The organism is Marinospirillum perlucidum, from assembly GCF_003336805.1.
In the GTDB taxonomy this organism is placed as follows: Bacteria; Pseudomonadota; Gammaproteobacteria; order Pseudomonadales; family Halomonadaceae; genus Marinospirillum; species Marinospirillum perlucidum.
Genome location: NZ_QFWJ01000002.1, coordinates 279,570 through 292,623 on the forward strand (window position 1 = coordinate 279,570; position 13,054 = coordinate 292,623).

Here is a 13,054-nt window from a genome sequence, read left to right on the forward strand (position 1 = left end):
ATGCAGATTATTAAACCTCTACAGTTGACCCTGCTGAATCGATCTTTTACCTATCAAAAACGTTTTTATTTATCCTTGGGTGCTGTTTATGGCTTTGAGCTGAGTAGCGGCAAGTCGGTATTGGAGCAGGATCTATGGGATCAGTTATCAGAGTGTGAAGAATTACTCTTGCTGGATTCAGCCTTTCCCAAGCAGCAAGCAGAGTTTCTGGTTTATGGTTGCGCTGAAACTCCAGGTGGAAAGCCGCAAAAAGAACTGACTGTGGATATCCAGGTGGGGCCTATCAAAAAATCCCTATTGGCCTTGGGTAAGGGCTACTGGCGTGGCCTGCCAGGATTAAAAAAACAGTCAATCGAAGAGCCTTTTACCCGCTTGCCTTTAACGCCTGCCTTTTCTTATGGCGGCGAAGATTATGCATTGAATCCTGAAGGTCTGGGTCAGCAAAAAGTCAAAACGCCGGAAGATGAAGAAGCCTACCCGGTAACTCAACTACAACTCCTTAATAAGCCGGCAACTGATCCAGGCAAACCCCTGGAGCAGGCTTTCACCAGTGCACTGGATACGATGGCTGAACAGAGAAAGCCCTATGCCGGTACCTATGATGAAACCTATCAGGCCGAAGCCATGCCGGGCTTGCCGGATGATTTTGACTTTCGTTTTTGTCAGGATGCCTTGGCTGATCAACGTTTTGACAGTCAGTATTTACCTAGTCAACTCAAGTACCGGCTGAAGAACCTCAACGCTGATCATCCCCTTATAGAAGGTCAGGTTCCTGAGTGGAATATTAAGGTTACTTATTTGCAAGAAAAACAGAATGAAAAAGAACCTCTGCCTCAAGAAACCTCATTGGAGCCAGAGACCCTGTTCCTTTTTCCTAACCAGAACCTTGGCTTGGTTTTATGTCGAGGGCAGGTGGCAGTAAGCAGGGATGATGCGCGAGATGTCAAAGCGCTACAAGTGGCCATGGAATTGCCCAAAGAACCCAAAACACAAGAGCACTATCGCGATCAGATTTATAAACGTACTGATCAAAAGAATGCCTGGCGCTATTTAATGGATACCCAGCCTCTGTTACCCAGTCAATTGAAATGTGGTATTGCTTTATTAATGTCACAAGGCGAGATGCCAAAACTGGAGCTGCCCCAGCTGGACAAGGTTGAAGAGCTTAAAAAAGAGCAGGAAGCGGAAGCACAAAAAAACCTTGATGAAGTGGTTGCCCAGGCACAAGCACTTGATCCCAATTTTAAAGCACCGGAACTGCCAAAAACTGACACCGAGGACTGGCAAAAAAAACTGGAAGCTTTGCAGGCAAAAATTCTTCCGCAAAAACCGGATGGCTCTCCTGACTTGGCCAACATCGATTTTGATGCCATGAAAGAGCTGCAAAAGCTGGCAGATGAAGTGAAAGAGATAGAGACACAAAAGATGCTGGCTGCAGTTTTGCCGGAATTAGAAGCCCTACTGCAAAACCCAGAACTCAAAGCTCAGCACGAAGAGATTCGTCAACAAATCGATCAGCTCCTGAATCCTCCCCAACCCAGTTGGCCCCGACCCGATCTGCGTCAACAGTTGGAGCCTTTACAAAGTCTTTTGCAGGAGCACGAACGAGATTTAGCTGAATTGAATCTGCCAGAGGAAGAGCGCCAAGGTCTCTTGAATAAAATATCAGCCGCCCGCCAAGCAATTGTTGAGCAGGAAGAAAAACTTCAAGAAATGGAAGTCAGCCTTAAAGAAGCCTACTTAATGGGAGCTGAGTTTCAAGAGAAGTGCGCCCCTGTACGTTCTTCAGAAGAGCAGGCGGCTATCCAAGACGCTGTGCTCAAGGCTTTGGCGGCTAACCAGCCTTTACCCACCTCGGATCTGTCTGATCTGGATTTATCGGGTGCCAAGCTGGATGGTTATGATTTGAGCCATTGCTATATGGAAGGGGTTAATTTAGCAGCTGCCAGCCTAAAAAATGCAAAGCTCTGTAAAACTATTTTGGTTCATGCTTGCTTGGATGGTGTGGATTTTAGTGGGTCTGATCTGAGCGAAGCGAATCTTGGATCCAGTCAGATAACAGCATCTAATTTTTCTTCAGCCCAGCTTGCCAAGGCTAGATTTAATCATTCACGAGTAAAAGATAATAGCTTTGTCCAGGCTAATCTGGATGAAAGCCTCTGGTTGGAGACTGAAGTCGAGGCTTGTGACTTTTCCCAAGCCAGCTTAAGAAAACTCAACCTGATTGAACCGGAATGGAAAAACTGCCGGTTCACCCAAGCTGATTTAAGCCAAGGCAATTATGTGAATGCACGTTTTGCAGATTGTGTATTTGATGCTATTAATCTTGAAGGCACTAATTTTGTAGAGCTGGTTGCCGAGCATGCCTCTTTTAAAGGGGCAAAACTTATTAACACTCGTTTTGTCCGGGGGTGCCAGCTAAACGGTTGTGATTTTAGCGAAGCCAACTTGCAGCTGGCTTCCTTCCGTGAGGCCAGTGTAAAAAAAGGCCGTTTTGATCGTGCCAATATGGAGCAAGCGGATTTAGAGCTAGGTGATTTTACTGCCAGCTCCTTTGAACGAACGAATCTATTTCGAGCTAACCTGGCCAATGTCAATTTCACGGGCTGTCTTCTGGAAGATGCAAATCTAATGGAAGCCAGTCTTTACCATGCTCGGGTTGTGCAGGCGAACCTAAGAGGCGCCAACCTCTATGCTGCCAATTTTCTATATATGGAATACGGTGAAACCCGTTTTGATGGGGCCAATCTTGATCGAACCCTGCTCCAGGATTGGAGGCCACCAGCATGAATCGTGAAGAACTGGGGGCTTGGCTGGAAAAGAGTGATAGCTTTGTCTTGCAGCAACAAACCCTGACCGGCAATTTACAGGGCATGACTCTGGCAGGCGTTGCCTTTGAGCAGGTGGATTTTTCGGGTGTGGATTTGAGCCAAGCTGTTATCAAAGAATGTAACTTCAACCGGTGCATATTTGATCAAGTGAATTTTTCCGGTGCCGAGTTCACTTACACCAATTTTGTCGAGTGTCAGGGCAAGGGCATCAAGTTTAATGCGACTCACTGGTCGGCCAGCTCGGTCATCCAGTGTCAATGGAGCGGTTGTCAGCTGCAATCCAGCCAGCATGACAAAACCAGCTTGGTGGAAAGCAACTTTAGCAACAGCCAATGGCAGGCGGCCACGACCTTTCAAACCAGTTGGGTCAATAGCAACCTGCAGGAAGCTGATTTCAGTGATTCACGCATGGAAAACCTCAGTTGCATTGATGCTCAGCTACAGAAAACCCGCTGGGCCGGTACTGAATTCGAGCAGTCCAGCCTGATTAATTGCCAATTACAGGAAGCTGACTTCGGTGGAGCGCGGGGTTTCAGGTTAAATTTTCTAGAAGGTGAAGTGGAAGGCCTGCAGTTGAATCAAATGCAGGTGGAGTTGCCCTTTTTCTACAAACTGGATCTAAGCCACAGGGATTTTTCCAAGACGGGTTTAATCAAGCCGCAATTCCAGGAATGCCTTCTGGATGCTTGTAATTTTCGTGAGATGGATCTGACTCAGGCCGGTTTTATGCAGGCCCAGGCACGCAGTGCTGATTTCAGCAAGGCGATTTTGAATCAGGCCAATCTGATTCAGGCCCAGTTACAGGGAGCCAAATTTCACCTTTGTGAGCTGGGGATGGCTTTATTCATCAAGGCGGATTTGGAAGCCGCCGAGTTCATTCAAGTCAAAGCCGAGCAAGCCCAGTTTAGTGAAGTGAAAGCTGTGGGCTGCAATTTTTCCGGTAGTGATCTGACTTATGTGGATTTCAGTCATGCGCTGTTGCAAAAAGCCAACCTGAGTGATTGTCAGGTGTACCGGGCCAATCTGCATGAAATTCTCGACCCGGATGCCAGCTGGAAGAATACCGATCAAGAAGTCGCACTCAAGACCGATCCAGTGCGGCAAAAAGCCGAACAAGATGCTAAAAAAGCAGGTTAACACCTGCGTGATGGAGGTTCCTCATGTCCTTGCAAGCCTTTTCCCCGCAACAGCCCGCTGGTCCTGAACAAGCCGGACCTTCTTTTACAGCCCTGGTTCAGGGGGGCAAGGAAGGGCGTTGGTTGTTGTCCTCCGATAGCGGCGTGCTTCGTGCACGGCAAGCCTATTCCTGCCTGGTTCAACCGGCCTTGGGTGATCGGGTCCTGGTTCAGCAGGTGGGATCAGATTATTACCTGCTGGCTATTCTGGAACGCCAGCAGCCGCAGCCTTTGCGCATCCGCGCCCATGAAGGCATGGAGGTAGATTTTGGCGGTAGTGACTGCAAATGGCAGCATATTGGTGATTGGTCTCTACAGGCTGAACAGGCGCAACTCCTGACTCGTAAAAGCAAAATGGTGACCGAAGAAGCCGAAGTCCAGGGTCAGCAGCTGACTCAGAACTGGCAAAGGGTGCGTAACCTGATTCAGGACTTCTGGCATAGTGGTCAGCGCACCTGGAAGCAGGTTCGCCAATCCATCAGTCGAGTCGAAGAAGTGGAACAAAAGGATTCCGGCGAACACCTGCACCGGGTCAGGAACTCCCTGACGATTCATAGCCAGCGTGGCAGCATTACCAGCGAGAAGGATTTGCGGGTTGATGCTGAACGCATCCACATGGGCTGATAGAGAGAACAATTATGGTTTTTGCAACAACGCAGATGGGCGGTATGAACATGGGTTTTCCCGATGTCTGCCTGACGCCGATTCCCAGTCCGGTAGGCCCGATCCCCACGCCCCTTCCTTATCCCAACATGGCCATACCCACTACGGGGATTCCCTCCCAGGTCAAGGTGCTGACGCTGGCCATGCCCAATCATAATATGATGACCATTACGCCCATGAGTAATGGTGATAATGCCGGTTTAATGATGAACCCCGTGTCGGGGATGGTTATGGGACCGCAGCGGCAACTCCTGGGGAGCTTGAAAACCCTGATTGGTGGTCTGCCAGCCAATAAGATGCTGGGGATGTCGGGTCAGAACGGTTTTACCCCGGGTGCACCGGGCGTCACTCTGGCTCCTTCTCAGGTCAAGCTGATGCTCTTGACCTGAGATGATCAAGTAGAGAGGCCGTTTAATCCTGTAGGAGTGAGTAGACGCGCTGATTGCTTTCCCGTAAACGTTCGGATTGCATGAATACAACAAAGCGGTGGAAGGCCATGGCCAAATCCGGGTCCCTGGCTTCCAGTTGCTCCAGAGTAGGGTAGGTTAGAGTCAGTACACGGCAGCCACCGGATGCTCTCGCCGAGGCCGATCGTGGTTCATCCAGATAGAGCCCCATCTCCCCAAGCAGGGTACCGGGGCGCATTTTCTTCAGACGGATCATGCTGCCGGTTTCCCGATTCTTCAGCATAACCTCCACACTTCCTTGAGAAATAATGTAAAGGCTGCGCTTACGCTCACCTTCCTGCAGAATCCACTCGCCATCGGAGAAGGTTTCCTCTTTGAAATAGGCCAGAAGGCGACGAATTTCGTGTTCCTGCAGGATCATCCGGTGCTGCAGCATGGCTTTGACCGGAGATAGTTCGCTGGTTTCCAGCCCCTTCAGCAACTGGTTTTCCAGCAATTCCAAGGCCTCTTCCAGAGAGTCCGATAAACGTAAAACTCCTGGAGTCATCTCCTTGCTGAAGGCAAGACCGGCAGCCAAAAGGCGTTCCTGTAGGGATTGGTTGAGCCCGGTAATATGTACCTGAATCTTTTCGCTGTCACAGAATTGCTTCAAGCGCACGAGGCTATTAGCGGTTGAGGAATCGGCATTAGTGACCCGGTGGAAATCGAGCAACAGGGCTTCAATTCGAGTTTTGCTTTCGTGAACATCTGTTTTGATCTGTTCGATCAGGGAATTGGCTGAGCCAAAAAACAGAAATCCGCGCAGCTGATATATCCTTACTCGGTTAGCTTCTTCCTGTAACCAGTTTTGTTCCTGAGGGGTTCTTTCCACGCCACTTTTCAGACCGGTCAGGTTGGTGTTCAGATGGATAGGTTGTAAACGACTGTATTCACGAATAAATAGGAGAATGGTCAAGAGTAATCCGAGCAGCACCCCGCCCAAAAAGCCCTGGAAGACTATGACGACAAAAATAACGCCGATTACAAACTGGTCGGCCCTGGGGAAGCGTTGACCGGAAGTAAGCAGCCACTGATGAACAAACTGCATGCCCTGGAAAATCAGCAGGCCAGCAACCAGTGGCAGAGGCAACCAGCGCAATAGATGTTCATGAACCAGCAGGGCCACCAACAAACAGGCTGCAATCAAAAAGCCGGTCAGGCGCTGGTTGGCCTTCATCTGGCGGACCATGCTGGTCTGGCTCAGGGACAGGGAGCCCACACCGCCACCAGCCAGGGCATTCAATAGATTCATGCCACCAGCCACGCGCAGCTCTTGATCCAGATTCAGGTCCTGCTTTGCTAACAGCTCAATCGAGGTGGCCTGCAGCAGCATGGATAAAACCGAAATAACAGCCAGGGTGAGCAGTGCCGTCCAGGGCAGATGAATCCAGTCGACACTGGGAAGCCCCTGACTGAACCACTGCCAGCTGGTCAGGGGCAGTTGCCCTGCCGCTTCCAGATGAAAGAACCAGCTGCCCTGATTTTGCAGCGCTGGTGCCAGAAAAATCATTATCGCCCCCCCGATCAGGGTCGCGCCTGGCAGCAGATAAGAAGGAGGGACTCTTTTACGCAGCAGCCAGAGAAGGATGGCAAAACCCACACCCATCCACAGGGCTGAATCCATAAAAGCGGAAAATGACCAGTGGTTCAGGCCGGTCAGGGCCAGCCCGCCTTTGATGAAAAGCCAGCCCACCCCGGCCAGAAAGCCGGCAAGAACCGGAAGTGGCAGATAGCGGACTATCTTGCTGAGTTTCAGGCCACCCAGCAGCAACATCAAGCTAGCAGTCAGGAGGCCGCCTAATAATAGCAGTAACCAGATCTCTCCGGCTTCGGGGCTGTTGCTGCGAAACATCTCGGCAAACATGGCTGCAGCACTGGGGAGAGGGATGGCGATCAAACCGGCCATACTGCCTTTCCAGGCCACAAAAAAGGCTGAAACCAGGGCCGTGAACAGCATTGCCATGACCATATCCGGCAAGAGGGCTTCATGGGTGGTGTGAACCATCATGGCTGCAAAAGAAAAAGCCAGGACCGTACTGATCAGACTCATCAGAGCAACGGCAGGGAGAAGGCGGAGAGCGGGTAGTAGCGAGTGCATGAAGGCGTTCCCGAAGGTTGTTATTTTGGCGTCTTTGATTAACCCTAGGTCGTGGACTGAAAAAGCCTGGGCTAATCCAACTTTCCTGATGGCGCTGCAGCCTGACTGCTGAAATTTTAGTTACAAAAAACCTTTAAAGTGTAACCTTGGTTCAGGTCGAAATAAAGCAAAGCGCGGCTTATTGGTGTTTATTCAGCCTCTCTGGCATGATTTAGCTTCTTTTAATTCTTACTGAGGTCTTTCATGAGTGCTTTGCCCCCCTGCCCTTCCTGTCAATCCGAATACACCTATGAAGATGGCCTGCAATTGATATGCCCTGAATGTGGACATGAATGGTCTGCCCAGGCTGAAAGCAATGATGAAACGGCTGAGCAAATTCGAGATGCCCATGGTAACCCCCTGGCCGATGGCGATACTGTTACCGTGATCAAGGATTTGAAAATTAAGGGGGCATCCAGCGTGGTCAAGGTGGGTACCAAGGTGAAAAATATCCGCCTGGTAGATGGTGATCATGATATTGATTGCAAAATTGATGGCTTGGGCGCGATGAAGCTCAAATCCGAGTTCGTCAAGAAGGTTTGATGGCTTCAAAGGCAGCCAGAACTCTCTCCCTGGCTGCCTTCAGATCAACTCTTGGGGGCGGATAGTCTCCTGTCTCTGCAAACAAGTCCGATCGGTTTTTATGCACTGGAGGCTGATGGATGGCCTTGCCCTGAAGTTGCTTTAATTCCGGCAGATACCGGCGGATAAAGTCGCCCTGAGGATCAAAACGTTCCGATTGGCGGTAGGGATTGAAGAGGCGGAAATAAGGCACTGCATCGGTTCCGGTCGAGGCGGCCCACTGCCAGCCACCATTATTGGAAGCCAGGTCAGCATCTATTAATTGCTGCATGAAATAGGCCTCACCGATCCGCCAATCGATCAGCAGATGCTTGCTCAGGAACATGGCAGTGAGCATCCGCAGGCGATTGTGCATCCAGCCGGTTTGTTGCAGCTGGCGCATGGCTGCATCGACCAGAGGAAAACCGGTTTGGCCAGCTTTCCAGGCTTCCAGATCCTCCTGCACTCTGTCTTCCTGTAAGGATCGCCATGCCAACTTTTCGGTGGGGGTTTTGAAGGCGCGCCCGCGGCTGACACGGGGAAAGCCGATTTGAAGATGGCGATAGAATTCACGCCAGACGAGTTCAGCAACCCAGGTTCCTGCTCCACTTTCCTTGTCAGTTAAGCGTCCCTGAGTTGCTTGCCAGACAGCGGTCAGAGCTTGTCGGGGTGAAATCAGGCCTTGTGCCAGGGCAGGTGATAGGCGACTGGTGGCTTCCAGCGCGGGAAAATCCCTTAGTTCCTTGTAGCGATGCAACGACTGCTCACAAAATGCAGCCAGTTGCTCCAGTGCAGCGGTTTCCCCGGCGGGCCAGAGTTGTTGGATATTCGTATTCCCCGAATCTAGTCCCAGTTCCGTTAAGGATTCCGGCAGGGGGTCGGCCTCCCAGGCTGTGGCCGCTTGGGCTGGTGGTTTGGGAAGAGGCTGCAGGTCGCTGGCATCCAGACGTTGGATCCATTGACGATAAAAGGGCGTAAAAACGGTGTAGTAATCCCCTTTGCCTGTCAGCAGGCGTCCAGGCGTGAAAAGCACCTGATCCTGATAGGAATGCAGTTGAACGCCCTGCATCTGCAGTTGCTCGTGTACGGCCTGGTCTCGCTGGCGCTCATTCCACTGGTATTCTTCATTATAGAAAAGCTCCTCAACCTGGTACTCCCGGCAAAAGCGGGCCAGTTGGGAAGGAAGTTCGGCAAAGGTTGCGGCATGAATCAACTTCAGAGGGATGTTTAGTTCGAGCAAATCCTGACGCAGGCTGGCCAGGTTACGCAGCAGAAAGTTGAGTTGATTAGGTCCCTGATCATGATCCAGCCACTGCTGGGGTGTCAGGCAAAAGATCGCCAGCAGAGGGCTTTTTCGACTTCCGGCCGTGCTCAGGGCATGCCAGAGGGCCGGGTTGTCATGCAGGCGTAGATCAGCCCGGAACCAGACCAGGGTGGCCGACATCTTCAGCGGCCTTCCTGTTCCTGCAGTAGCCCTTGAACGCGAGTAGAATCCAGCGGCTTCCAGACAGGCTGCTGGTTTTGATCGGAGGGCTGCTCACTGAGTTCAACCAACCCCAGTTTTTCCTGCTGGCAGTAGCTTTTCAAACTGGCCAGTCGCTGCGGGTGCCGGCCGGTTATAAACAGCAGTCTTGGGCGCTGTTGTTGAAGGATTCGGGGATACTCGGAAGGCTCCAGGGGAGCATCCAGCCAGAATACCTGGAAATCCAGATCAACAAGGCTCAGGAGTGCCAGGAGTAGTGGCCAGTCGGGTGTGGCAGATGTTTCCAGTGGCAGCAGGGTCAGGCGGGGACCGGCCAGATGAGGAGCGCGATGATAGTAGCGCTCCCCCAGACGAGTACGCAGATAACGGGCCAGGAGAACAGCCTCGGCCGAGTTCTCCCCGATTTCCTGTACTAGCGGAGCCAGGAGTTCCTGAGCCAGTTGGCTTGCCGACCAACTGGTAAATAATTGATTATATAGCTGGTCGAGCTGAGTCTCATCACCCTGCTGCAGGCAGCGCATGAATTCCTGGCGTACCTGGGACCAGCAGCCCTGGGCAGGGCTTTCAACCGGTGCTTGAGGTGCCTTGTCGAGCAGATCGCCGACCTGACTGACGGCAACGCCCTTGTCCAGCCATTGCAGAATTCTGCGAATGGTATCGATATCCTCGGCAGAGTAAAGGCGGTGGCCCTTGGGGGTGCGTTGCGGGCAAATCAGACCATAGCGCCTTTCCCAGGCACGCAGAGTGACCGTATTAACCCCGGTAAGCCGCGAGACTTCACGGATGGGATAAAGTGGATTGGCACCCTCTTCTTGCGCTGGGCTTGTCATAGCTGTGACCTGTTTGCTGGTTTATGCCTAAAACGGGCGAAAACTCCCCTTCAGGTAACAAGGGTATAACTATTGTATAGTCTCCTGCAAGGCCTTTGCCAGTGCCTGAGCCGATTGCCAGGCGGCTTCGGCATCGGCTCCCAGGCAGTAATCGCCACAAGCGTAGAGCCCCAGATTGGAATCTGCCAAATAGGCTTGCTGCAAGGCTTTGTGGCAACGTCCATAAAGCCAGCGATGCGCGCCCAACAGCTGGGGGTGAGACAAGCAGCCTTGATCAGTGGTTGTTTGCCAGAGATGCAAAAGCCTGGTGGCTACCGTGGATGCTTTTTCGTCTAGGTGCTGCTGACTCCAGGAAGCGCTGGCTTCCACCAACCAAAGCTCAGGAGCGGCTTCTTGCGCGGGTTTACTGCTCAGACAGGTAATTCGTCGTATATCTGGAGAAGGATCGTCTTCTAAAGCCACTGAGATGCCAGTAGGCTGATTAAAAGCAAAATAAGCGACCCAGGCAGGTGCTTCTTCTACGCGACCCAGCTGTTCGGCCATTTCTTCTGCCTGTGGTGGCAGCAGTGCCGCTGCCTGGCTGGCCGGAGTGGCGAGAACAACTTGAGTGTAAGGCCCATAGAACTCCATCTGGTCAGTTTGCAACCACCAACCCTGCTCATCACGTTGAAGCCGGGTTATGCGAGTGTTTTGTTGGAGGCTAAGGCCCTGGCTCAGATAGCGGGTTAAACGGCTCATGCGGCCAATCCCGGTTAGACTGCCGGAAGCAGGCCAGGGGGCAAGCAACCCCTCTTGCTGCCACTTCTGCAACTGCTGGGTAAAAGCAGGTGTTCTGGCTGTTAATAGCTGACAACCCAGATCAAATACACCTGACTCAGTGCGGCGGTTGGCAAAGCGTCCCCCCGGCCCTCTGGCCTTGTCAAAGACAGTGATCTCGACCCCGTGATCAGCCAATTGGCGGGCCAGGGTCAATCCCGCCAGACCCGCTCCTACTAGGGCAATTTTTGCAGCAGTCATCGCACACTACTTCCTTATCAGCTAGATTCATCTGTAGAAGAAATACTAGTGGCTAGGCTGGAATTGTTCAAGTATTGTATAGGTGTATGTAAAAGAAAAGGAGGTGCAGCATGCAGATATTGATCTCTGGAGGCACGGGTTTTATCGGCCGTGAGCTGGTGCCTCTGCTAGCTGGTGCAGGCCACCAGCCCTGGATACTGTGACGTGTTAGTAGAATAAAGAAATGACAGGGTGGTAGACAAAAGGGTTTTCAACCTTGCATTGAAAAAGTTAATCAAAATTGGTTTTTTGTAGGAGCTAAGCGACCAAATATATTTTAAAGAAGGTGTCGGCTAGTGCCATCAAAAAATAATTTTATTGCAAAAAGAGAAAATGACCATCGTAGGGTGTGCTTTCAACTTTTGTTATATCAGTGATGCTTGATGGGGCTTCTAAATCATACAGTTGGCCAGATTGATAGCGCCAGGTTATGACGGAACCATCTTTTTGTACTACTGCGACATGATTGGAAGTTACTGCTAAGTCTACCGCATTGAAGCTAATGTCAGTCGGTATCGGCAGCTGGTTACCCTCCCAGTTCGTAACTACCACATGTCCACTAGAATTGATAGCTGCAATGAAAGAGCTGGGTTGGATATCAAAATCAACTACCATGCCAAGGTCACTAGGTAAAACTGGTGGGTTGCATGAAGTGCCTGTGCAGGCGTTAGCAATTTTAAGGGAACCCCTATTAGTGTCTGTATATACAAATATAGGGCCCCCTTGTAGTGCCGTTAGTATAGCCTTGTTAACACCAGTAATATTCAATGCATCTAGCTCTGACTGTTCAGTGTCAAAATCACAGCTGCCATCACTTTCTTTACATACATATTCAGGGCTACGATCTGTTCCTGTAATTACTAGTGAACCTAGGCTATTTTCTATAAAGCTATGAACTGGGGCTTCAAGATTTGTATTTTTTCGAGGGGTGATGTTGTTTATTCCTCCCCAAAGCCATAATTCATCATTGTTATTGATTGCTATCCCAAGAGACTGGTAGATTTCTACTGCATTATAGGTTCCATCAGGAGGTGAAATTAATTCAACCGTCACTTCTTCTGATGTTCCATCACCTTGGACATCTCTTTTTTTGAGAGAAGTGTCAGCAATAAGTTTTCCATTTTCTTGTATAGCAACATAGGCACTTCGATTGCGTTCCATTGCCACAGTTTGAATGTCATCATGGCGCCTCAGGAACTGCCAAATGTCTTCTTGGGTGCTGGGTATAGAGGCTGCATTTTTTGTTGCGTATACTATGACATTATTTGGTGGAACAATTCTGTAGTTGCCTTTTGCCTTACCTGCGCTATATTGGGATGGAGAGGTTACCACTGCCTCATATTGATAGCTGCCTTCTAATATTGTTGTATCTCCAGTCAGAATGTATTCTTCATATCCATCCCCATTATTGTATTCGTAAAACAATAAAATGGTGGCGCTAAGATCGTTAGCTTCATATTCGTAGCGAACAGGCTCTAATACTTGACCTGTCTCTGGATTAGTACCCTGTACTCGACCATCAGATGAATAGTCATAAACTACTGTTTCACCCACGGAAACACTACTCTGAGTAAGTGCCTCTGTTACTGTAAATTCAATCCGCTCCCCGATAATGCTGCCTGGGAAATCGGCATTTTTACCCTCTCCTGAACTGTTCTCGGATGAGCCGCTGCTCCCACTGCCGCCTCCACAAGCACACAAAGTTAAGGCGATAGCAGCCATTAAGAGATACCATCTAGATTTTATAAGAGGCTGTAACATTTGTTTGACTCCTGCTGTGGAGTAGAGCAATCCAGAGAATTAGCCAAAATTAAATAAGAAGAGGGTAATGTATTTTGTATTGCTGGAATTTATATTTTTGGCAAGCATTTA

Annotated in this window: 11 protein-coding genes; 6 read left to right on the forward strand and 5 right to left on the reverse strand. The window is 50.4% G+C overall.

Annotated elements, in window-relative coordinates:
• The 4 genes from DFK18_RS03805 to DFK18_RS03820 are packed head-to-tail and all read left to right on the forward strand — an operon-like array spanning position 1 to position 5,058.
• Positions 1–2,790, forward strand: a complete 2,790-nt coding sequence (locus DFK18_RS03805; protein ID WP_114416887.1) for a DUF2169 family type VI secretion system accessory protein — start codon at positions 1–3, stop codon at positions 2,788–2,790.
• Positions 2,787–3,968 (forward strand): pentapeptide repeat-containing protein, encoded by a 1,182-nt coding sequence (locus DFK18_RS03810; protein WP_114416888.1) that lies wholly within the window; start codon positions 2,787–2,789, stop codon positions 3,966–3,968. Before DFK18_RS03805 ends, DFK18_RS03810 begins: the two co-directional genes overlap by 4 nt.
• Positions 3,969–3,991: 23 nt before the next feature.
• Positions 3,992–4,630: a DUF3540 domain-containing protein gene (locus DFK18_RS03815; RefSeq protein ID WP_114416889.1), complete on the forward strand. Its 639-nt coding sequence runs from the start codon at positions 3,992–3,994 to the stop codon at positions 4,628–4,630.
• Between the two features lie 14 nt (positions 4,631–4,644).
• On the forward strand, positions 4,645–5,058 hold the full coding sequence (locus DFK18_RS03820) for a DUF4150 domain-containing protein (protein WP_114416890.1): 414 nt from the start codon (positions 4,645–4,647) through the stop codon (positions 5,056–5,058).
• Between the two features lie 22 nt (positions 5,059–5,080).
• Here the strand turns inward: DFK18_RS03820 and DFK18_RS03825 are convergent, their stop codons facing one another.
• On the reverse strand, positions 5,081–7,213 hold the full coding sequence (locus DFK18_RS03825; protein WP_114416891.1) for a SulP family inorganic anion transporter: 2,133 nt from the start codon (positions 7,211–7,213) through the stop codon (positions 5,081–5,083).
• Positions 7,214–7,456: 243 nt separating this feature from the next.
• On the opposite strand from DFK18_RS03825, the gene DFK18_RS03830 reads away from it, so the two are divergent.
• Positions 7,457–7,795: a zinc ribbon domain-containing protein YjdM gene (locus DFK18_RS03830; protein ID WP_114416892.1), complete on the forward strand. Its 339-nt coding sequence runs from the start codon at positions 7,457–7,459 to the stop codon at positions 7,793–7,795.
• Here the strand turns inward: DFK18_RS03830 and phrB are convergent.
• The 3 genes from phrB to DFK18_RS03845 form a co-directional block, all read right to left on the reverse strand.
• On the reverse strand, positions 7,782–9,257 hold the full coding sequence (gene phrB / locus DFK18_RS03835) for a deoxyribodipyrimidine photo-lyase (RefSeq protein ID WP_114416893.1): 1,476 nt from the start codon (positions 9,255–9,257) through the stop codon (positions 7,782–7,784). The genes DFK18_RS03830 and phrB overlap by 14 nt on opposite strands.
• 2 nt (positions 9,258–9,259) lie before the next feature.
• Positions 9,260–10,126, reverse strand: a complete 867-nt coding sequence (locus tag DFK18_RS14655; RefSeq protein WP_245944323.1) for a MerR family transcriptional regulator — start codon at positions 10,124–10,126, stop codon at positions 9,260–9,262.
• Between the two features lie 69 nt (positions 10,127–10,195).
• Positions 10,196–11,143, reverse strand: a complete 948-nt coding sequence (locus DFK18_RS03845; RefSeq protein ID WP_114416894.1) for an NAD(P)/FAD-dependent oxidoreductase — start codon at positions 11,141–11,143, stop codon at positions 10,196–10,198.
• 110 nt (positions 11,144–11,253) lie between these two features.
• On the opposite strand from DFK18_RS03845, the gene DFK18_RS14785 reads away from it, so the two are divergent.
• Complete coding sequence (locus DFK18_RS14785; protein WP_342769739.1) at positions 11,254–11,346, forward strand: NAD-dependent epimerase/dehydratase family protein; 93 nt, start codon at positions 11,254–11,256, stop codon at positions 11,344–11,346.
• A 151-nt stretch (positions 11,347–11,497) separates the two neighbouring features.
• Here DFK18_RS14785 and DFK18_RS03850 read toward each other — a convergent pair whose 3' ends face one another.
• A complete protein-coding gene (locus DFK18_RS03850) occupies positions 11,498–12,943 on the reverse strand; it encodes a hypothetical protein (RefSeq protein WP_114416895.1) in 1,446 nt (481 codons plus the stop codon).
• Between the last annotated feature and the right edge of the window lie 111 nt (positions 12,944–13,054).